Genomic DNA, 19,759 nt, shown 5'->3' on the forward strand with positions numbered 1-19,759 from the left:
GTTCAATGACCGCCAGCAGCCTTTTCTTTCTGCTCGGCCATGCGCTTTTCCAGATAGTGGATGTTCTGTCCACCCTGCTGGAAACCGACGTCAGCCATGATGCGCTGCTGCAGCGGGATATTGCACTTCACGCCTTCTATCACCGTCTCGGCGAGCGCCAGGCGCATGCGAGCGATGGCAGTTTCGCGATCCGGACCGTGCACGATCAGCTTGCCGATCATCGAATCGTAGTTCGGCGGAATGCGGTAGCCGTCGTACAGATGCGTGTCCACGCGTACGCCCGGGCCACCGGGTGCCTCGAAGCGCTTCACCGTGCCTGGCGAGGGCAGGAAGGAATCTGGATCTTCGGCGTTGATGCGGCATTCGATCGCATGGCCGTGGATCTGAATGTCTTCCTGGCGGATCGTGAGCTTCTCGCCACCGGCGATCAGCAGCTGCTCGCGCACCAGGTCGATGCCGGTGATCAGCTCGGTCACCGGATGCTCCACCTGGATGCGGGTGTTCATCTCGATGAAGTAGAAGCGGCCATCCTCGAACAGGAACTCGAACGTGCCGGCGCCGCGATAACCGATGCGGATACAGGCTTCCACGCATACCTTGCCGATCTGCTCGCGCAGTGCCGGCGTGATGCCCGGCGCGGGGGCTTCTTCCACCACTTTCTGGTGACGGCGCTGCATGGAGCAGTCGCGCTCGCCGAGGTGGATGGCGTTGCCCTGGCCGTCGGCCAGCACCTGGATTTCGATGTGGCGCGGGTTCTCCAGGAACTTCTCCATGTACACCTGATCGTTGCCAAAGGCCGCCTTGGCCTCCTGCTTGGTCATTGTGATGGCGTTGCCCAGATGTGCCTCGGTACGCACGACGCGCATGCCGCGACCGCCGCCGCCGCCGGAGGCCTTGATGATCACGGGGTAGCCGATCTCGCGCGCGATGCGCACGTTTTCCTCGACGTTATCGCCAAGCGGGCCACCCGAGCCGGGCACGCAGGGCACGCCGGCCGCCTTCATGGCGCGGATCGCTTCGACCTTGTCGCCCATCAGGCGGATCACGTCGGCGGTCGGGCCGATGAAGATGAAGCCGCTCTGTTCCACCTGCTCGGCGAAGTCGGCGCGCTCGGAAAGGAAGCCGTAACCCGGGTGGATGGCCTGGGCGTCGGTGATCTCGGCTGCGGCGATGATGCGCGGGATGTTGAGGTAGCTGTCGGTCGAGGGGCCGGGGCCGATACAGACCGACTCGTCGGCCAGGCCGACATGCTTCAGATTGCGGTCCACGGTGGAGTGCACGGCGACGGTCTTGATGCCAAGACTGTGGCAGGCGCGCAACACTCGTAGGGCGATTTCGCCGCGGTTGGCGATGACGACTTTTTCGAGCTTCATGATCGTCAGGCTGCTCAGGCGATCACGAACATCGGTTCGTCGAATTCGACCGGCTGGCCGTTCTCGACCAGGATGGCCTGCACGGTGCCGGAAACCTCGGCCTCGATCTGGTTGAACATCTTCATGGCCTCAATGATGCCGAGCGTCTCGCCGGCCTTGACCTGCTGGCCGACCTTGACGAACGCCGGCGCACCCGGGGTGGCCGACGCATAGAAGGTGCCGACCATCGGCGCCTTGAGCACGTGCCCGGCGGGCAAAGCCGCGACGGCAGGTGCCGCTTCGGCCACCGGTGCGGCCGGCGGTGCGGCAACGGGCGCGGCGGCCATCACCGGCGCCGGGGCGACGGTCACGGTGCCCTTGGGCACGCGCGAAAGACGGACGACTTCCTCGCCTTCCTTGATCTCAAGTTCCGCGAGGTTGGATTCCTCAAGCAGGTCGATGAGCTTCTTGATCTTGCGCAGGTCCATTGTTCAAACCTTTTCGTGAGTGCCGCCAGGAGCGGCCGGATGTGGAATGGGTGGCCGGTGGCCGTGATTCAGGCGGCGGTGGATGCCGCCGCCCGGTCGAGCCGATGCAGGGCGGCATCCAATGCCAGCCGGTAGCTGTCCGCGCCGAAGCCGCAGATCACGCCAACGGCGATGTCCGAGAGATACGAGTGCTGGCGGAAGGACTCGCGCGCATGCACGTTGGACAGGTGCAGCTCGATAAACGGGATCGCCACCCCCGCCAGCGCGTCGCGCAAGGCGATGCTGGTATGGGTGAAGGCGCCCGGGTTGATCAGGATCATCGCCGTGCCATCCAGGCGCGCCTGGTGGATGCGCTCGATCAGGCCGTGCTCGGCGTTGGACTGCAACGAGACGAGGGTATGGCCGGCGGCCTGCGCGCGTGATGCCAGCAGGGCGTCGATATCGGCCAGGGTCTCGCGGCCGTAGATCTCCGGCTCGCGCACGCCCAGCAGATTGAGATTGGGTCCGTGCAGGACCAGGATCTTCGCCACGCCTATACCCTTGGGTCGAACCGGCTGGGCCGGCTTCCGGCGCGGAGTGTGCGCGTCCTCGCCAATGTTGTCCAGTTCGGCGTAGTTCGGCGATGTTTGAAGGAGAAGTTAACGTTAAGCCGTGCGCGAACGTATGGTAGGGCGAAACCGCATCAGCGCGCGGCTGGCGCCAGCCATTGCTGCAACTGCGTCACGTCCAGGGCACCCCGGCGGCTGGCCAGCACCCGACCGTTCTCATCCAGAAGCACGCTGTAAGGCAGTAGTTCGCCGACGTTGCCTAGTTGAAGCGAAGTGCTGGGGCTGTCGAGCCGGCCCAGCAGGACCGGATAGTTCAGCGGATGGTTGGCCAGGAAGGCGCGCACGTGCTCGGGATCGTCCATGGCAATGCCGACGACGATCGCCCCTTTTTCGCCGACGTTAGCCTGGGCTTTGACCAGGGCTGGCATCTCCTGCAGGCACGGGCCGCACCAGGTCGCCCAGAAGTTCAGCAGCACCCGGCGACCGCGATAGTCCGTCAAGCGATGCGGCTTGCCGTCTAGATCGGTCAGGGTAAGGTCGGGCGCGATGTCTCCGTTTTCGGTCACCTGCACGCCGGCAGGGACGTGCGCGCGCTGGCTCGCGCGCTGCATCCAGCCGCCCGCGGCGGCGGCCAGCACCGCCAGCGCAAGAATGGTCCAGTTGCTGCGACTCAACATCATGGGGTGGCGGCCACCGGCGTCCCCGCCGCCTTGGTCAGGGCGGTTTCGACCAGCGAAGAGGTCAGCACCGTGGGGAGCTTTTTGCCGTCACTGCCATCTTTCGGGAACACCACATAAAGCGGCACGCCGGGCGAGTGGTATTGCTGCAGGAAGGCGGCGATGGTCGGGTTCACGTCGGTCCAGTCGCCCTTCATATAAACCGCGCCGGTGCGCTTGAGCAGGTCGCGGAAGGCGTCGGTATCGAGCACGGCGTGCTCGTTAGCCTTGCAGGTCACGCACCAATCGGCCGTCATGTCCACGAACACCGGCGTGCCGGCCTTGCGCAACTCGGCGAGCTTTTCGGGCGAGTAGGCCACCACACCGTCCTCGGCTACGGTTGCCGCGGTCGGTGCGGGCACATGGGCCAGGTAATACAGCGGCACCAGGGTGGCCAACGCCAATAGCGCAACGGCTACGCGCGACAGCGCGCCGTGGGAACGGCTGCGCTCGAACCACCACAGCGTCATCGCCAGCAGGACGGCAGCCACCAGGACCAGGCCCACCGCATCGGCGCCACGTTGGTGCGCCAGCACCCACACCAGCCACACGGCAGTGAGATACATCGGGAACGCCAGCACCTGCTTGAGCGTTTCCATCCATGCGCCCGGCCGCGGCAGCAGTCGTCCCAGTGCGGGCACGAAACCGATCAGCAGGAACGGCAGCGCCAAACCGATGCCCAGGACGAGGAAGACCAGCAAGGCGTTGAACATCGGTGCGGCGAACGCATAGGCCAACGCGGTACCCATCAGCGGCGCCGTGCATGGGCTGGCCACCGCCACGGCGAGCACGCCGGTGAAAAAGTCGCCTGCGGGACCCGAGCGCGATGCCAGCGAGTTGCCCACGTTGCCTAGCGAGGTGCCGAACTGCACCACGCCCGACATCGACAAGCCGACGGCCAGCATCACGCAGGCGAGCACGCCCACCACCAGGGGCTGCTGCAACTGCGCGCCCCAGCCCAGTGCGTGGCCGGCCGAACGCAAGGCAACGATGGCAATGCCGATCAGCATGAAGCTGCTCAGCACGCCGGCGGTATAGAAGAGTGCATGTTTACGCACTCTCGCCGGGTTCTCGCCGCTTTCCAGCAAACCCACCGCCTTGATCGACAGCACCGGCAACACGCAAGGCATCAGGTTCAGCACCAAGCCGCCACCCAAGGCGAGCAGCAGGGCGGTGAACAGGCTTACTTCTAGTGCTGGAGCGGCCGGCGGCATCTCCGGCGCCGGTTCCGCTGCCGTGCCGGTGGTTGGCGTCGCGCTGCCGAGATCGACGCTGAGTGCGCGCGTCAGCATCGGATAGCACAGCCCGCCGTCCTGGCAGCCCTGGAAGCTCGCTTCCAGCGCCAGCGTCTGGCGACCCGAGGTATCGCCCTGGATCGTCACCGGCAGCTCGACCTGGTCGAAGTACACCGTGGTCTGGCCGAAATGCGGGTCGTTGTGCATCACGCCGGCGGGCCACTCGGGCGTGGCCAGGGTCAGGCCATTGGCATCTTTCAGGCGCAGCGTGGTCTGGTCGCGATACAGGTAATAACCCTTGGGCATGGTCCAACGCAGCAGCAGGTGCTGGCGGTCCTTGGCCAGGGCCTCGAACTGGAAAGCCTGTTCGGCCGGCAGCGGGGCGCTGTCCATGCCCGCGGGAGCGGCCTTGCCGGCGGCGCCCAACTTGCCCAGCGCGTTACCGAGGGAGCCGCTGGCGCCTGTGCTGGCTGCGCCGCCAGCGAGCAGTGCCAGATCCAGGTGCTCGGTGTTCGGCGGATAGCAGATCTTCGGGTCGACCTCGTGGCAGCCCTGGTACTGCACGCTCAGCTTCAGACGCGTGGTGCCGGCCGCCAGCGTATAGGGCACGGTGGCGTCGATGCCGTGGTGATACGTCTCCACGTCGCCCAGGTATTCGTCGTGATGCTTCTCGCCATCGGGCAGCTGCGCCTCGCCCAGCGTCACGCCGTCGCCGCCCTTGAACTTCATGCGGCCGCGGTAGAGGTAGTAGTCGGGCGCGATGGTCCAATGCAGCTTCACCACGCCCGGGGTCGAGGTGTCGGTGCTCAGCTTGTACGCCTCGGTCACCGGCAGCAGACCATCGCTGTCGTCCTGCGCCAAGGCAGGCAGGGCGCTCAGGCAGAGGGCAAAGCACAGAAAAAGCAGAGCGGAGAATCGAGCGGCCAGTTGGCCTGGGTGGATCGGACGCATTGCAGCTCCAGCGAGGAGGAGCCTGCGCCGGAGCGCAGGCGAAGGAAGATTATGGCTCAGCTTGCAGGAAGCGATTGTTCAGGCCTCTTCCACGGCGACGACCTTTGTTGCGAGGGGGCGCAAGCGCACCAGGCCGGTGGTCAGCGCGACGCCGAGCAGGATGATGGTGCAGCCGCCGGCCATCGCCGGGGTCACCGGCTCGTGCAGGAAGACCAGCCCCCACAGCACGCCGAATACCGGAATCAGGTACAGCACGGCCATCGACTTGGTGGCGCCAATGCGCGACATCAGCCGGTAGAACAAGACATAGGCGATCGAGGTGCAAGCGGCAGCGAGACCGAACATGGCCAGCCAGGCCTCGACGCCCGGCATCTTCGCCGGCCACAGCCAGACGGTGAAGGGCAACAACAACATGGCCGCGGCCACTTGGCTGCCCGTCGCCACCGACAGCGGCGCCACGCCACGCAGGCGTCGCTGGCTGTAGTGGGCGCCGAAGGTGTAGCAGACATTGGCGCCGACACAGGCCGCCATCGCCCAGCCGGTCGCGCCGCCGCCATGACCGAAACCCATCGTGCCGGCGACCAGCCAGACCACGCCGGTCAGGCCGATCACCAGCCCGCTGGCGCGCGTGGCGTCGAGCCGTTCACCTAGCCACATCCAGCCGGAGGCGGCCACCAGCAGAGGCGCGATGGCATCGGAAATTGCCGAGACACCGGCCGGAAGGCTTTGCGCGGCATAGGAGAACAACACGAACGGCAAGGCGGAATTGGCTAGGCCCACGACGGCTATAGGGCGCCAATGCGTGCGCATCTCGGCCATGCGCCGACGCGACAGCAGCAGCGGCAGCGAGCACACCGCAGCACCAATGGCGCGCATGCCCGCCAGCGCCATGCCGCCGAACTGGTCGGCGCCCATGCGCATGAACAGGAACGACGCGCCCCAGATGGCACCCAGTAGCAGCAGCGCGGCGATGTCGGACTTCTTCATGGCGAGGGACTCGTGGGTACGTGCAGCAAAAGTAGTCCAGGGTAGCGACGAGACCTGTCAGTAGTCTTCGCCGCCGAGGTCGGGAGGGTTACAGACCCTCAGCGCCTATCGGGGGTTCCGACCTGGCCGAACAGCACGCGGCGTTCCTCGTCGGAAATGTCGCGCTGGCGCGCGGCGTAGACGTTGGCGACGCCTTCATAGGTCCGCAGGGTGGCCGGCCGCTGCGACATCGCCACGAACCAGCGCTCCAGGTGGGGGAAATCGGACAGTGTCTGGCCGTGTGCCTCATGCGGCACGATCCACGGGTAGCAGGCGATATCGGCGAGGGAGAGGTCACCCGCGATGAACGCGCGATCGACCAGACGCTGGTTCAGCACGCCATAGAGGCGGGCGGTTTCGCGGGTGTAGCGATCGATCGCATAGGGCACCTTTTCCGGCGCATACACATTGAAATGCCCGATCTGCCCAGCCATCGGCCCCAGCCCCGCCATCTGCCAGAACAGCCACTGCAACACCTCGGCGCGGCCGTGGATGTCGGCGGGGATCAGGCAGCCCGCCTTCTCGGCCAGGTAAAGCATGATCGCGCCCGACTCGAACAAGGTGACCGGCGCGCCGCCGCCCGCAGGGGCGTGGTCGACGATGGCGGGAATCTTGTTGTTCGGCGAAATGGCGAGGAATTCCGGCCGAAACTGTTCGCCCTTCCCGATATTCACCGGGGTCACGAAGTACGGCAGGCCGGCTTCCTCCAGGAACAGCTTGAGCTTGAGGCCGTTCGGCGTGGCGGCGAAGTACAGCTCGATCATGACGGGACTCCTGCAAGTGGCTGGAAGTAGCGATGGCTTAGTGTCGTTGGTCCACTGGTCTTGAAAAAGATCCAGATAAGGCGAAATCTTTAGGTCCAGTGAGGCAGCTCGGCCAAGGCGCCATGGATCAGCTTTTCGCTTTCCCCCTAGAGATTCCGGCGCGCGGCCGCCTGCAGGCGCTGCACGGGCAGTTGCGTGCGGCCATCCTGGATGGGCGACTACGGGGCGGTCAGACCTTGCCTTCGACGCGCGCGCTGGCAGGTTCGCTGGGAGTGTCGCGCAATACCGTGGTATCGGCCTATGACCGGCTGCTCAGCGAGGGCTACGTCTCGGCGCGGCAGGGGGCGAGCCATGTGGTCGCCGATGTATTGAGCAGCCGCTCCGCCGCGCCGCATGCGCGGCCGGCGGGTGGTGATTCGCGGCTGCATCCGCGTTGGCGCGAAGCGACTCTGCCGCAGCCGCTCAGCGCAGCGATGCCGGCGCGTTACGACCTGCGCGTGGGCCTGCCCGACACCTCACGTTTTCCGTTCGAGATCTGGCGGCGGCTGTCCGCGCGAGCGCTGCGCACGTTGTCGCGCGCGCCTGCCATCTACGATGCGGCCGAAGGACGCCTGTCACTGCGTGCCGCCATCGCCGGCCATATCTCGTTTACGCGCGCCGTGGCCTGCAGCGCGGACGACATCGTGGTGACCAGTGGTGCGCAGCAGGCGTTCGATCTGCTGGCGCGCGTGCTGGTGATACCAGGCCGCACGGTGGTCGCTGTGGAAGACCCGGGTTATCCGCCCTTGCGCGCCGCGTTTGAGGCGGCGGGCGCTCGCGTGGTGCCGGTGCCGGTCGATGCCGAAGGTCTCGTGGTGGAACGCATTCCCATCGAAGCGCGCGTGATCTACGTGACGCCCTCGCACCAGTTCCCGCTGGGCATGGTGATGTCGCCTGCGCGTCGCCTGGCGCTGCTGGCGTTTGCGCGACAGCATGGTGCGGTCGTGATTGAGGACGATTACGACGGCGAATTCCGCTACGGCGGTCGTCCGCTCGACGCTTTGCAGACGCTCGATCGCGATGGCGTGGTGTTCTACGTGGGCACTTTCTCCAAGAGTCTGTTTCCCGCGTTGCGCCTTGGCTACCTGGTAACGCCGCCGTGGGCGATGGCGGCCCTGGCTCGTGCGCGTCAGTTGAGTGATTGGCACAGCGATGTGCTCGCGCAGGACACGCTGGCCTTGTTCATAGCCGAAGGTCATCTCGCTCGGCACGTGCGCAAGATGCGGCGAATCTACGGCGAGCGTCGGGATGCCCTGCTCGATGCATTGTCACGCCAAGCGGGAAACGTGCTGCGGCCGCTGGCATCCGACGCGGGGCTGCATCTGGGGGCGACACTGTCCGCACCCATCAGGATCGATGCATTGATCGCTCACGCGGCGGAGCAGGGGCTGCGGATCGAATCGCTGCAGGATTACGCGATTGGCGATAGTGCACCAAGCGGCTTGGCCTTCGGCCTGGGCATGATGTCCGCGGCGCGCATCGAGGAGGCCGCGCGTCTGCTGGGCCGGCTGCTTCATGCGCACCGGGAAACGCATCGACCGTGACAAAGAGGCATCTGCTGCCTTGCTCGGCTTTCCTGATGAAAGACAGCTAGCCCAGAAGACCCATTGTGTCGCCGCAGTCATCATGTATACGATGTATACATGACTCGCTTGACCACCGCCGAGAAAATCCTCCGGGCCGCGCACAAGCTGTTCGATCGCGACGGCGCCGACGCCGTGACCATGCGCCGCGTCGCCGAGGCGGTGGGCATCACGCCTATGGCGATCTACCGTCACTTTGCCACCCGCGATGCGCTGCTGAAGCGGCTCTCCGACGACAGCTTCAATGCCGTCGCGCATGAGTGGGAAACGCGCCGCACACGGAATCCCGAGGTACTGAAGCGATTGATGGCACTGGCCGAGCCCTACCTGGATTACGCGCTGGCGCATCCGCATCTGTTCGACCACGCGTTTTCGGTGCGTCGCGATGATGCGCGACGTTTTCCCGAGGACTTTCGCGCCGGCCATTCACCCACCTTCAATGTCTTGCTCCATGCCGTGGTTGAAGGCATGGCCCAGGGGGTGTTGAAACAGGACGACCCGCACGACGTTGCGATGGCCCTATGGGCACAGCAGCACGGTTTGATCGCGCTCTATCGCGCCGGGCGCTTCAGTTACGACGAAGTGCAGTTTCGTGCCTTCTACCTACAATCGCTGGGGAGGTTGTTCGATGGCATCAAGGCCTGATCGAAGCGCACCGCTGACGTCGTTGGCGGCAACGGCGCTGACGGCGCTAGGCTGGTGGTTCGGCACGGGCGTACAACCACGATGGTGGTTGACCTGGCTCGCGCTACTACCGCTGCTATGGCTTGCCCCTCGGGTTCGCGCACGCTGGACAGCGCTGGCGGCCTTTCTGGCGATCGCAATCGGTGGGTTCAATCAGTGGGATTATTTGCACGAGTATATCGGCTTGCCCGTGCCGATCATCGTGTATGTCATCGCCATGCCCGCCCTGGTGATGATGTTATGCGTGCTGTTGTTCCGACGCTTGCTCCTGCGTGGCCGTCATCTTGCGGCGGCCTTGGCGCTGCCAACGGCATGGGTGGCCGCCGAATACATCAACAGTCTGACGTCGCCGCATGGCACGTTCGGCAGCCTTGCCTACACGCAGATGAACGCCCTTCCGATCATCCAGGTCGCCGCCCTGGCAGGCATCTGGGGTATCAGCTTCCTCGTGTTGTTGTTGCCGGCCGCCATCGCCACACAACTGGCACCGCAAGCCGCGAAGCGTCACCGCCTTCCGGTGGCCGCGACGGCCGCAGTGCTGATCATCGCCAGCATCGCCTACGGCAGCTGGCGCTTGCAGGCACCGGCGGTGGCGACGATGCGCATCGGCCTGGTCTCGCTGGAGAAGCCGATCCGACCCGCCTTGGGTGATGCGGATGGCCAGGCACTGGAAGCGCGCTACATCGATGCGATCAGTCGGCTCGCGAACGCTGGCGCGCAGGCCGTCCTGATCCCGGAAACATCCTTTGCCACGTCCGAGACGACCGTGCCGGCCTTCGCGGCACTGGCGAGGCAACACGCGGTAGCCGTGGGCGTCGGTATCGATTTCAAGGGTGATCCACGCGCTGAACGCAATATGCTGATGGTGCTCCCATCCAGCGCCACGGCGCCGGCTGCCTACAACAAACGTCATCTGATCCCTGGTTTTGAACGCCATTACACGCCGGGCGACAGCTACACCCTGCTCGCCGGCACGCCGCGGATCGGACTGGCGGTGTGCAAGGACATGGATTTCCACGATATCGGCCGCGCCTACGCAGCGCGCCATGCGCAACTGTTGCTGGTGCCCGCGTGGGACTTCAGCATCGACGGCTGGCTGCATAGCCGCATGGCGATCATGCGTGGCGTGGAAAGTGGATTCGCCATCGCGCGGGCGGCCCGCTCCGGCCGACTGACTTTAAGCGATGATCGCGGTCGCGTCGTGGCCGAGGCTTCCAGCGAAGAGCATGACGCCGACGTGGTAGGCGATCTCCCGTTACGCGACACGCGCACGCTGTATGCGCGATGGGGTGACTGGTTCGCGTGGCTCAGCCTGATCGCGTTGACGGCGTGGCTGGCGCTGGCCTTCCTGCCACGCGGCGCAGGCGATCGCTAGAAGCGTTTCCGTTCGAGGCCTGGCGGAGGTTTCCATCCGCACACCTCGCACGCGAGAATTTGCACGGCGGCACCTCGTGCCCCGACTTGAACTACGGGCGCAGCGAAGCGCACCGGTATCTGGAGGTTTGGTGGAAGGTAAGACGTTGGAATCAAATGCGCGGCGCTCACGGCGCTGGAAGAGTCTCGGTCGGGTCGCGCTGGTGCTGCTCAGCATCGGCTTGGCGACCAGTGCCACGGCCGCGGCTGCGAGCAAGCCCTTGAGGCACGCCGTGCAGGTCGGCTCGTATCGCGTGGAACGCGACGTAACACCTGGTCGCAACAAGGTGGTGGGAACGTTGACCAACGTGAGCCGGGCGCGGATCCACGCCACCCGGGTCAGCTTCCGGCTGTTCGATGCGAAAGGGCGTGCCATTGGGCGCGCAGTTGACGAGGTGCACGACCTGGAACCCGGACAGACATGGAAATTCCACGCCCGTGCGCGTGGAAATGTAAGCCGGGCCCACCTGTTGCGCGTCGAGACTGAGTAGCATCCGTGCGGGGGCCGCTCGTCGCTTTTGGTCGAAAAGTGGTATGGCCGCCCAGACGATGGGAATCGTCCGCGTTCGATCCAAAACGAGCTCATCTCAAACGAGTGCCCGTGGCCTCTTGGGCCCTTGTTGACGAGCTGTTTTTTTCGACGTGCCCACGCCGGGTTCGGAAGAAAGTTTCTGTCGCATGCGCTCGTAAATGGTTGCTTTCTGCAGGGCGCGATCCAGCCGATCAAGGGCCTCGACGACATTGCCGGCTTCGGCATTAAGTTCAATGGAGATCGCGTTGAGCGCTTCCCAGAGCGGCTCGAGGCGACGAACTAGTTTCTTGCCAAGCGGTGATAGGCGGAGCCGGCGACTACGGGCATCGACCGGGTCAACGTCTGAGCGCACCAGGCCGGACTCCTCGAGCGAGCGACGCGTTTGGCTCACTGATGAATGACGAATGCCGAGATAGCTTGCCAATTCGCTGACGGATAACGAACCGTGCAGGGCCAGTTGTTCCAGAATCCCCACCCAGCGTTGCTGAAAGTCGATGCCGAGTTCGACGTAGATTCTCCCCGCATCCTCGTCAATGACTTCCGAGAGTCGCCGCAGCCGTGCGCCGATAGCTGCTGGCCCGAACCTGGATGTGGCATCAGTCATGGGTGGAATCTCGCTGGTTGCCGTTGAACATATGTAGGTGCCTACATAATATGTCTGCCTAACGACGATGAAAAGGCAGGCCGATATGCGAAGGGGATGGCTGGAAGCGCTTCTCGTAGGCTTGTTGACCGTGGCGGGCGGGGTTTCGGCCCAAGAGGCCAATCAGGCAGGCGATCATGCCGCCGACAAGGATCGGCTATACACGCCCGCACAGCTTCGCGCTGATTTCGAGCACATGGTCCGCGGGCTTCACTCTGCTCACGTCGACCTGTACGCATTTACGTCCAAGCGGGCGCTGGATCAGCGCCACAGGCAGCTGTACGCGCAATTGAATCAGCCTTTGACCCTGCTTCAGGCGAAAACCCAGTTCGAACTTTTTGCCGCCGACGTACATATGGGCCATACCCGTATCGACTCGCCGGCATCCGATTGGCGGAAGTTCCGCGCGGGTGGCGGCAAGGGGTTCCCGCTCGAGATTCGCATCGTGGAAGGGCGCGTCTATGTTGGCGCGAACCTCAGTGGTGTGGACGCGATCAAGCCAGGAGACGAAATTACTAGTATTGACGGGCAGAGCGTCCAGCAATGGCTGAAGCGTACGGAGCAACATGTCTCGGCCGAGACAAGTTATATGGCGGACTCCCTGATGGAGTACGACTTCGCGATTTACTTATGGATCGAGCTCGGCCCCGTCGATGGGTTTGACGTGGTGATTAAGCGTGACGGATCGAAACCGCAAAGCGTGCGCGTACCGGCGCGTACCAGTACGCAGATGGAAGCGTCTCGCGCACAGCAGCCACCGTCCCTGGATCTCGAAACACCGCTTCGTATGGCGAAGATGCTTGACGACCACGTGGCTTATCTCCGGCCAGGACCGTTCTATAACGTGGAGGCGAAGACCGAGGCCGAGAGTTGGGATGTTTCGGCATTCCAGCGGTTCATCGATCAGTCGTTCGAGAGTTTCCTGGATGCTCGTACGGATAGTGTCATTATCGATTTGCGTGGCAATCCCGGCGGAGACAATCTTTTCAGCGACGTCATGGTGTCCTGGTTCGCGACCCGCCCATTTCGATTCGCCTCGCAGTTCAAAATAAGGGTCAGTGAGGAATCCACCGCCGCCAATGCGGATCGGATTGCGAACGACGCGGAGGCGGCAGGCCCCATCTCGCGCAAGTTTGCGGAGATCTATGCGCGATCCAAGGTGGGTGATGTCGTCGACTTCGATATTCCACTTGCCTATCCTCGTGAAGGCCGGCGCTTCGCCGGAAAGGTGTTCGTGCTGGTCGACGGGCATTCCTATTCGAACGCCGTGTCCGTCGCCGCGCTCGTGCAGGACTACCAGTTTGGCGTCGTGCTGGGCGAAGCCACCTCCGATATGGCGACTACCTACGGTGCCATGGAGCAGTTCAAGCTGCCCTATACCGGGCTGTCCGTTGGCTATCCCAAGGCAAGAATAGTTCGGCCCAACGGCGATCTCAGCGCCAAGGGCGTGACGCCGGACCTGCCCATCCGCATGCCGGTCATCCAGACACCGGCCGATGAAGTTCTGCAGCAGGCTGCAGCGATCGCACGAGGGAGCCGGCAGGGAGGATGACCTTGCACGTGCGGCGCGACCGCACCAGCGACCTTCACTGAGCCGACCGGCGATGGCGCAGGACGTTCTGGTCAGCTCACGCTCGTGCGTACCCAATCCAGATAAGCGGCGTGACCTTGCGTTACCGGCACGGCGATCAGTTCCGGCACTTCATACGGATGCAGGGCCAACACCCGCTCCTTGAGGGCGGCAAAGCGGCTTTCGGTGGTCTTGATCAGCAGCAATACCTCGCTGTCGGTGATCACCTTGCCGTGCCAGCGATAGGTGGAGCTGATGGCGGGCAGGCCGCTCACGCAGGCGGCCAGGCTTTCGCCCACCAGGGCATCGGCCAGGGTTTGCGCGCTGGCGGCGTCGGGGCAGGTGCAGTAGCAGAGCAGGACGGGGTCGGACATCAGGGCTTCGCCGCCATCAGGCCGTAGTTGGCGAATTTTTCGAGGACCTGGGTGACCTCGTTGTCCGTCAGCATCACCGGCTTGCCGAGCTGCAGCGCCAGGGCGTATTGCCTGGCCAGGGTTTCGACCTCGATGGCCCGCCACATCGCCTGTGCCAGGGTGCCGCCAGTGGCAATCATGCCGTGGTTGGCCATCAGGCAGGCCAGGCGGCCTTCCAGTGCCTGAACTACCGCGTCGGAGAGAGCTTGGGTGCCGTAGGTGTGGTAGTCCGCGCAGCGGATCGAGTCCCCGCCACCCACCGCGATCATGTAGTGGGCCGCCGGAATATCCATACGACACATGGCCAGCGCGGTGCTGTAGGGCGGGTGCACGTGAACTACGGCCTGGACGTCGGGGCGCGCGGCATAGATGTCGCGGTGGAAGCGCCATTCGCTCGATGGCCGTAGCGGCGGGTCCCAGTGGCCCGCCATGTCGACCTGGACGACCCCGGCCGGAGTGATCTCCTCGTAGGGGGTGCCGCTCGGGGTAATCAGGAAGCCGGTTCCACAGCGGATGCTGAGGTTGCCCGAGGTGCCCTGGCTCAGGCCGGATGCGGCCAGTTTCGCCCCTTGGGCGACGATGTCCTTGCGTAGCGTCAGCTCGTCGCTCACAGCGGTCGATGGCCTGGAGGGTGCTTGAGACCACCATCGTCGTCGCTCCCGGATGCCTTGTCGATGGCCCCCGCAGGCAGGTCAGCCCTTGAAAGGCCTGCCCGGCCCCCCCATTGGGAGATGCAGCCACCGGACCGGCGCCTCTTGCATGGGGGCTTTGCGTCGTTAGAATTAGCACTCACCTCCGGGGAGTGCTAACAAGCGCCAGCACAGGCGTCGCTCCGGGGTCCAAATTCTGTTCAACCCATCCAACCAAGCTGGAGCCCACCCATGAGCAAACTGCGTCCGCTGCACGATCGCGTCATCGTCAAGCGTCTCGAAGAAGAGCGCGTCTCCGCTGGCGGCATCGTCATTCCTGACAGCGCCACCGAAAAGCCGACCCGCGGCAAGGTCATCGCTGCCGGTACCGGCCGCATCCTGGACGACGGCAACGTGCGCCCGATGTCGCTGAAGGAAGGCGACGTGGTGCTGTTCGGCAAGTACGCCGGCCAGGAAATCAAGATCGACGGCGAAGAGCTGGTCTTCCTGAAGGAAGACGACATCGTTGCGGTTATCGAAGGCTGATCTGTTCGACGGGGTGTTAGCGCGATAGCCGCGCTTTGTAGCAGTCCCGTCGCCAGCGTTCCCATTCCTATTCAAAAATTTTGAGGCAAAAATCTTATGGCAGCTAAAGAAGTCCGCTTCGGCGAAGACGTACGCGCACGCATGCTCAAGGGTGTCAATACCCTGGCCAATGCGGTCAAGGTCACCCTGGGCCCGAAGGGCCGCAACGTGGTGATCGAGAAGAGCTACGGCGCCCCGACCGTGACCAAGGACGGCGTGTCCGTGGCCAAGGAAATCGAACTGGCCGACAAGTACGAGAACATCGGCGCCCAGATCGTCAAGGAAGCCGCTTCCAAGACCTCCGACGTGGCCGGCGACGGCACCACCACGGCAACCGTGCTGGCCCAGGCGTTCATCCAGGAAGGCCTCAAGGCTGTGGCCGCCGGCATGAACCCGATGGACCTCAAGCGCGGTATCGACCAGGCCGTGTCCGCCGCCGTGGGCGAGCTGAAGAAGCTCTCCAACCCGACCGCTGACGACAAGGCGATTGCCCAGGTCGGCACCATCTCGGCCAACTCCGACACCAACATCGGCGACATCATCGCTACCGCGATGAAGAAGGTCGGCAAGGAAGGCGTGATCACGGTTGAGGAAGGCTCGGGTCTCGAGAACGAGCTCGACGTCGTCGAAGGCATGCAGTTCGACCGCGGCTACCTGTCGCCGTACTTCATCAACAACCAGCAGTCGCAGCAGGTTGAGCTGGACGACCCGTTCATCCTCATCCACGACAAGAAGGTCTCCAACGTCCGTGAGCTGCTGCCGGTGCTGGAAGCGGTCGCCAAGGCTGGCAAGCCGCTGCTGATCGTGGCCGAGGAAGTCGAGGGCGAAGCCCTGGCGACCCTCGTCGTCAACACCATCCGTGGCATCGTCAAGGTTGCCGCCGTGAAGGCGCCGGGCTTCGGCGACCGTCGCAAGGCCATCCTGGAAGACATCGCCATCCTCACCAATGGCGTGGTGATCTCCGAGGAAGTGGGCCTGGCTCTCGAGAAGGCCACGATCACGGATCTGGGCCGTGCCAAGCGCGTCGTGATCACCAAGGAAAACACCACGATCATCGACGGCGCCGGCGAAGCTGAGCGCATCCAGTCGCGCATCGGCCAGATCAAGGCGCAGATCGAAGAGACCTCGTCGGACTACGACCGCGAGAAGCTCCAGGAGCGTGTGGCCAAACTGGCTGGCGGCGTGGCCGTCATCAAGGTGGGCGCCGCGACCGAAGTCGAGATGAAGGAAAAGAAGGCTCGCGTCGAAGACGCCCTGCACGCTACCCGCGCTGCCGTGGAAGAAGGCGTGGTTCCGGGCGGCGGCGTGGCGCTGATCCGTTCGCTGAAGGCCCTCGAAGGCCTCAAGGGCCACAACGCCGATCAGGACCTGGGCATTGCCATCACCCGTCGTGCGCTGGAAGCCCCGCTGCGCGCCATCGTGGCCAACGCTGGCGACGAGCCGTCCGTCATCCTCAACAAGGTGAAGGAAGGCAACGGTAACTTCGGTTACAACGCGGCCACCGGCGAGTTCGGCGACATGATCGCCTTCGGCATCCTGGACCCGACCAAGGTCACGCGTTCGGCCCTGCAGTTCGCGGCCTCGGTGGCAGGTTCCATCATCACGACCGAAGCGGCCGTGACCGAAGTGCCGAAGAAGGACGAAGGTCATTCGCACGGCGCGCCGGGCGGTGGCATGGGCGGCATGGGCGGCATGGACTTCTAAGTCCGGCCCTCAAGCCTGCACGTTGAGAAAACCCCGCCTTGTGCGGGGTTTTCTTTTATGGCGAATTTTTTTGTCCATCCATTTCCGTTTTCGGCGCCCCGCACGTCGTAGAGAGGTCACAGCCACTACGCGGATCGCGCGCCATGGACCAACGGAATCTTCTGTCAGGGAATGACATCTTGGATGCGGACCTGGTTTTCGCGGCCAGCGGTTGTGCCTTGGCGGCGCAGCAAGCGCTGGAGCGAGAGCTGCGGGTGGTCGCGGGTGCGTCGCGCCCGCGAGTGACGGTGCCGTTGAAGGAGCCGGAAGCCAGGGATGGCCTCGTCAATCTCGCGTTGTGGCTGGGTTCGCTGCGTGATCGCAGCGACTGGGTGGGCAACGCGTTCCAGCGCACCATGATGGCTGCGAAGTACCTGGTGCGTGCCTCGTCACTGCCGCGCGAGCATCAGCGCTTCCTGGCCTTCGCCCAAGCGCATCCACTCATGCGGGCCTGCGTGAAATGTGATCCGCGCTTGCTGGAGCGCCATCTGCATCGCTTCATCAACCGACATTGGCATCGTGCGGCCCGCCTGCGCAGTCTGCAATGCCATTACCGCCACATGTTGCATCGGTTGCCGACGGCCTTGTTTGACGATATCTATGTGCGCGGGCGAGCCACGCTGGGCCAATTGACGTTGAAGGACGGCAGCCAGCTGGCGCTGCATCTGCGGCCGCCCGTCTTCATGGGTTGCGAGGGCGAGTTGTGCATCGAGCTCAGCGAGATGGATGGCCGCCCGTTCTATCGTCTGGTCATCACCATCATAGACGACGAGCCGACCCTTGCGATCGGTTGCCTCCAGGGTCCAGATGGCGAGCACGCCCGTGAACGGGTGCGTGAGCTGACCCGCCATATGCATGGCATGCGTCCCAAGCAACTCGTGCTGACACTGGCCTATGCGTTTGCCTCGCGATGCGGCGTCCGCCGCATCATGGCGGTTGGCAATGCCGGCCATCCATTGCGCGGCCGCCGCCAGTTTCACGCCGACTACGATGCGTTTTGGCAGGAGCAGGGTGGGGTGCAGGCGCGTGGGGGTTGGTTCCTGATGCCTTCGACTTTGCCTCACCGGATCGAGTCCGAGGTGCCCAGCAAACACCGAGCCCTTTACCGTCGCCGCGCTGAACTGCGCCGCCAGGCCGAGCAGATGTTGGCTGATGCCATGGGCGACGCGCCCGCTGCCACCGTCACGTTAGAATCCAAATCGTCCGTTCCAGGCGTACTTCGGGAAGCCGCGTGGACAAGCTAGTCAAAACGGAAGCAATCCGTGGCGAAAGTGCTGCGGTGCCTGCCCATGCAGCGCAGATTTCGGCGCTGTTTCGTGATCACAACCGTGCCCTGGTCGCGTTCCTGCAATGCCGCCTCAATTCGCTCGCCGATGCGCAGGAAGTCGCGCAGGAGGCGTATATCCGCATGTTCACGCTCGAACACCCCGAACAGGTGGATTCGCTGCGCGCTTACTTGTTCCGAACGGCATCGAACCTGGCGGTAGATCGCCTGCGCATGCGCAAGGTACGTAACGACCATGCGATCGAGCCACCGAGCGAGGATGTGCATCTCGCGCCGATTCCCGAACGCCACGCCTCGGCCACCGAGCAGTTGCACGGCCTGCATAAGGCGTTGCGCGAGCTGCCTGCCAAGACCAGCCGCGCGTTCGTCATGCACGTCATCGACGGAAGCGACATTGGCGTTATCGCGCGAGCCATGAAAATCAGCGAGCGCATGGTGCGCTATCACGTTGCCAACGCCCTGGCGCATTGCCGGGCGCAGGTGGACGAACTGGAGATGCCATGATGGCCGATACTTTCAACGAGCAGACCATGCACGCCGCCGCGGATTGGTGGGTGCGTCTGCGCGATCCCGCTGCCGCCGAGCAGACCATCGAACAGTGGTTGGTGTGGACCTCGGCCGATGCCAGCCATCTGCGCGCCTTCGAACGGATCACGGAACTGGCCGAGCGACTCAGTGCGCTCGGCGAGGTCACGCGTGCGCAACTGGTCGCCGAATTCTCGCCGGTCGAGGTTGTACGCCGACGCTGGTTGCCGATGGCGGCTGCAGCGGCGGTGGTGGGCGTGGCGCTGATGTGCGGCTATATCGCGTGGAGCCTTCGCGGCACTGAATTGGCGCCACGGGTCTACAGCAGCGAGGTAGCCGCCAGGCGCGATATCACCCTGGTCGATGGCACGACCGTGACCCTGGGTGGCGCGACCAGGCTCACCGCGCAGTTCAACCGGGATCATCGCCAGGTGGAGCTGGCGCAAGGCGAGGCGTTCTTCCAGGTCGTGCACAACGCTGAGCGGCCGTTTGTGGTGAATGCCGGCAAGCTGGCGATTCACGACGTCGGCACGGCGTTCGATGTGCGGCGCACCGGTGATCAAGTGACGATTTCGGTGACCGAAGGGCGCGTACGCATCTTCAATCGCGCCGATCGCACGGGCGACGGCCTGGAGGCCGTGGCAGGGCAAAGGGTGTCGTACGATCCGGGCCGCGCCGCCTTGAGTGTGTCGAGCACCGACCTGGCACGCGCCACGGCCTGGCAAAGCGATCGATTGGAATTCGACAACGAATCGCTGGCTGTCGTGGTCGCCAACATCAACCGCTACCGTATGCGGCCCGTGCGTATCGAGGATGCGCATCTTGACTCGCTGACCTTCACCGGAACGGTGAAGACGGATGCCATTGACGATTGGCTGCATGCGCTGCCGCAGGTGCTACCTGTGAAGGTGCGCGACGCGGCTGGGCAGACGATTCTGTCTGACGTCGGATCCACCAGCCGCCGCTAGGGCGACAGCGTGAGCACGCTGCTATCGATTGCATCTGCGCGACGATGGCCGGCTTCGTGAGATGCAT

Annotated in this window: 20 protein-coding genes; 10 read left to right on the forward strand and 10 right to left on the reverse strand. The window is 64.3% G+C overall.

Going from position 1 to position 19,759, the window contains the following annotated elements; all coding sequences use genetic code 11:
- Positions 1-2: 2 nt before the first annotated feature.
- The 7 genes from accC to OUZ30_RS18145 all read right to left on the reverse strand — a co-directional run bounded on the left by accC (position 3) and on the right by OUZ30_RS18145 (position 7,080).
- Positions 3-1,373: an acetyl-CoA carboxylase biotin carboxylase subunit gene (accC, locus tag OUZ30_RS18115; protein ID WP_266183837.1), complete on the reverse strand. Its 1,371-nt coding sequence runs from the start codon at positions 1,371-1,373 to the stop codon at positions 3-5.
- A gap of 14 nt (positions 1,374-1,387) precedes the next feature.
- Positions 1,388-1,840, reverse strand: coding sequence for an acetyl-CoA carboxylase biotin carboxyl carrier protein (accB, locus tag OUZ30_RS18120; protein ID WP_266183838.1), 453 nt, complete (start codon positions 1,838-1,840; stop codon positions 1,388-1,390).
- 68 nt (positions 1,841-1,908) lie between these two features.
- A complete protein-coding gene (aroQ, locus tag OUZ30_RS18125; RefSeq protein ID WP_266183839.1) occupies positions 1,909-2,370 on the reverse strand; it encodes a type II 3-dehydroquinate dehydratase in 462 nt (153 codons plus the stop codon).
- 152 nt (positions 2,371-2,522) lie between these two features.
- Positions 2,523-3,068, reverse strand: coding sequence for a peroxiredoxin family protein (locus tag OUZ30_RS18130; RefSeq protein ID WP_345781054.1), 546 nt, complete (start codon positions 3,066-3,068; stop codon positions 2,523-2,525).
- Complete coding sequence (locus OUZ30_RS18135) at positions 3,065-5,290, reverse strand: protein-disulfide reductase DsbD family protein (protein ID WP_266183840.1); 2,226 nt, start codon at positions 5,288-5,290, stop codon at positions 3,065-3,067. The genes OUZ30_RS18130 and OUZ30_RS18135 overlap by 4 nt, the downstream gene beginning before the upstream one ends.
- 78 nt (positions 5,291-5,368) lie before the next feature.
- Positions 5,369-6,277 carry a DMT family transporter gene (locus tag OUZ30_RS18140; protein WP_266183841.1) on the reverse strand — a complete coding sequence of 303 codons (909 nt, stop codon included), beginning with the start codon at positions 6,275-6,277 and terminating at the stop codon, positions 5,369-5,371.
- Positions 6,278-6,375: 98 nt separating this feature from the next.
- Positions 6,376-7,080 (reverse strand): glutathione S-transferase N-terminal domain-containing protein, encoded by a 705-nt coding sequence (locus tag OUZ30_RS18145; protein WP_266183842.1) that lies wholly within the window; start codon positions 7,078-7,080, stop codon positions 6,376-6,378.
- A 122-nt stretch (positions 7,081-7,202) separates the two neighbouring features.
- Between OUZ30_RS18145 and pdxR the strand changes: the two genes are divergently transcribed.
- The 4 genes from pdxR (at position 7,203) to OUZ30_RS18165 (ending at position 11,290) form a co-directional block, all read left to right on the forward strand.
- Complete coding sequence (gene pdxR / locus OUZ30_RS18150) at positions 7,203-8,663, forward strand: MocR-like pyridoxine biosynthesis transcription factor PdxR (RefSeq protein ID WP_266183843.1); 1,461 nt, start codon at positions 7,203-7,205, stop codon at positions 8,661-8,663.
- 99 nt (positions 8,664-8,762) lie between these two features.
- Positions 8,763-9,347, forward strand: coding sequence for a TetR/AcrR family transcriptional regulator (locus OUZ30_RS18155; RefSeq protein WP_266183844.1), 585 nt, complete (start codon positions 8,763-8,765; stop codon positions 9,345-9,347).
- The gene (locus OUZ30_RS18160; RefSeq protein WP_266183845.1) at positions 9,331-10,761 is read left to right on the forward strand and encodes a nitrilase-related carbon-nitrogen hydrolase; all 1,431 of its coding nucleotides are present in this window, start codon (positions 9,331-9,333) and stop codon (positions 10,759-10,761) included. Before OUZ30_RS18155 ends, OUZ30_RS18160 begins: the two co-directional genes overlap by 17 nt.
- Positions 10,762-10,891: 130 nt before the next feature.
- A complete protein-coding gene (locus tag OUZ30_RS18165) occupies positions 10,892-11,290 on the forward strand; it encodes an FxLYD domain-containing protein (RefSeq protein ID WP_266183846.1) in 399 nt (132 codons plus the stop codon).
- A gap of 96 nt (positions 11,291-11,386) precedes the next feature.
- Here OUZ30_RS18165 and OUZ30_RS18170 read toward each other — a convergent pair whose 3' ends face one another.
- On the reverse strand, positions 11,387-11,935 hold the full coding sequence (locus OUZ30_RS18170) for a MarR family winged helix-turn-helix transcriptional regulator (RefSeq protein WP_266183847.1): 549 nt from the start codon (positions 11,933-11,935) through the stop codon (positions 11,387-11,389).
- Positions 11,936-12,065: 130 nt separating this feature from the next.
- Between OUZ30_RS18170 and OUZ30_RS18175 the strand changes: the two genes are divergently transcribed.
- Entirely contained in the window at positions 12,066-13,526 is a 1,461-nt protein-coding gene (locus tag OUZ30_RS18175) for a S41 family peptidase (RefSeq protein WP_266183913.1), read from the forward strand.
- A 71-nt stretch (positions 13,527-13,597) separates the two neighbouring features.
- Here the strand turns inward: OUZ30_RS18175 and cutA are convergent, their stop codons facing one another.
- Positions 13,598-13,918 (reverse strand): divalent-cation tolerance protein CutA, encoded by a 321-nt coding sequence (gene cutA, locus OUZ30_RS18180; RefSeq protein ID WP_266183848.1) that lies wholly within the window; start codon positions 13,916-13,918, stop codon positions 13,598-13,600.
- Positions 13,918-14,568 (reverse strand): class II aldolase/adducin family protein, encoded by a 651-nt coding sequence (locus tag OUZ30_RS18185; RefSeq protein WP_266183849.1) that lies wholly within the window; start codon positions 14,566-14,568, stop codon positions 13,918-13,920. The genes cutA and OUZ30_RS18185 overlap by 1 nt, the downstream gene beginning before the upstream one ends.
- Before the next feature lie 270 nt (positions 14,569-14,838).
- On the opposite strand from OUZ30_RS18185, the gene groES reads away from it, so the two are divergent.
- From groES to OUZ30_RS18210, 5 genes are all read left to right on the forward strand, one after another.
- Complete coding sequence (groES, locus tag OUZ30_RS18190; protein WP_266183850.1) at positions 14,839-15,132, forward strand: co-chaperone GroES; 294 nt, start codon at positions 14,839-14,841, stop codon at positions 15,130-15,132.
- Positions 15,133-15,228: 96 nt separating this feature from the next.
- The gene (gene groL / locus OUZ30_RS18195) at positions 15,229-16,875 is read left to right on the forward strand and encodes a chaperonin GroEL (RefSeq protein WP_266183851.1); all 1,647 of its coding nucleotides are present in this window, start codon (positions 15,229-15,231) and stop codon (positions 16,873-16,875) included.
- A gap of 179 nt (positions 16,876-17,054) precedes the next feature.
- The gene (locus OUZ30_RS18200) at positions 17,055-18,158 is read left to right on the forward strand and encodes a VirK/YbjX family protein (protein ID WP_266183852.1); all 1,104 of its coding nucleotides are present in this window, start codon (positions 17,055-17,057) and stop codon (positions 18,156-18,158) included.
- On the forward strand, positions 18,146-18,703 hold the full coding sequence (locus tag OUZ30_RS18205; RefSeq protein WP_266183853.1) for an RNA polymerase sigma factor: 558 nt from the start codon (positions 18,146-18,148) through the stop codon (positions 18,701-18,703). Before OUZ30_RS18200 ends, OUZ30_RS18205 begins: the two co-directional genes overlap by 13 nt.
- Positions 18,700-19,692, forward strand: coding sequence for a FecR family protein (locus tag OUZ30_RS18210; protein WP_266183854.1), 993 nt, complete (start codon positions 18,700-18,702; stop codon positions 19,690-19,692). The genes OUZ30_RS18205 and OUZ30_RS18210 overlap by 4 nt, the downstream gene beginning before the upstream one ends.
- Positions 19,693-19,759: the final 67 nt, after the last annotated feature.

The organism is Dyella humicola, assembly GCF_026283945.1.
GTDB classification, from domain to species: domain Bacteria; phylum Pseudomonadota; class Gammaproteobacteria; order Xanthomonadales; family Rhodanobacteraceae; genus Dyella; species Dyella humicola.

Excerpts from the sequence above, each read along its gene's own strand:
- OUZ30_RS18145 (WP_266183842.1), bottom strand. The coding sequence starts at position 7,080 with ATGATCGAGCTGTACTTCGCCGCCACGCCGAACGGCCTCAAGCTCAAG.
- groES (WP_266183850.1), top strand. The coding sequence starts at position 14,839 with ATGAGCAAACTGCGTCCGCTGCACGATCGCGTCATCGTCAAGCGTCTC.
- cutA (WP_266183848.1), bottom strand. The coding sequence starts at position 13,918 with ATGTCCGACCCCGTCCTGCTCTGCTACTGCACCTGCCCCGACGCCGCC.
- accB (WP_266183838.1), bottom strand. The coding sequence starts at position 1,840 with ATGGACCTGCGCAAGATCAAGAAGCTCATCGACCTGCTTGAGGAATCC.
- pdxR (WP_266183843.1), top strand. The coding sequence starts at position 7,203 with ATGGATCAGCTTTTCGCTTTCCCCCTAGAGATTCCGGCGCGCGGCCGC.
- groL (WP_266183851.1), top strand. The coding sequence starts at position 15,229 with ATGGCAGCTAAAGAAGTCCGCTTCGGCGAAGACGTACGCGCACGCATG.
- OUZ30_RS18210 (WP_266183854.1), top strand. The coding sequence starts at position 18,700 with ATGATGGCCGATACTTTCAACGAGCAGACCATGCACGCCGCCGCGGAT.
- OUZ30_RS18160 (WP_266183845.1), top strand. The coding sequence starts at position 9,331 with ATGGCATCAAGGCCTGATCGAAGCGCACCGCTGACGTCGTTGGCGGCA.
- OUZ30_RS18155 (WP_266183844.1), top strand. The coding sequence starts at position 8,763 with ATGACTCGCTTGACCACCGCCGAGAAAATCCTCCGGGCCGCGCACAAG.
- OUZ30_RS18140 (WP_266183841.1), bottom strand. The coding sequence starts at position 6,277 with ATGAAGAAGTCCGACATCGCCGCGCTGCTGCTACTGGGTGCCATCTGG.
- OUZ30_RS18135 (WP_266183840.1), bottom strand. The coding sequence starts at position 5,290 with ATGCGTCCGATCCACCCAGGCCAACTGGCCGCTCGATTCTCCGCTCTG.
- accC (WP_266183837.1), bottom strand. The coding sequence starts at position 1,373 with ATGAAGCTCGAAAAAGTCGTCATCGCCAACCGCGGCGAAATCGCCCTA.
- OUZ30_RS18130 (WP_345781054.1), bottom strand. The coding sequence starts at position 3,068 with ATGATGTTGAGTCGCAGCAACTGGACCATTCTTGCGCTGGCGGTGCTG.
- OUZ30_RS18170 (WP_266183847.1), bottom strand. The coding sequence starts at position 11,935 with ATGACTGATGCCACATCCAGGTTCGGGCCAGCAGCTATCGGCGCACGG.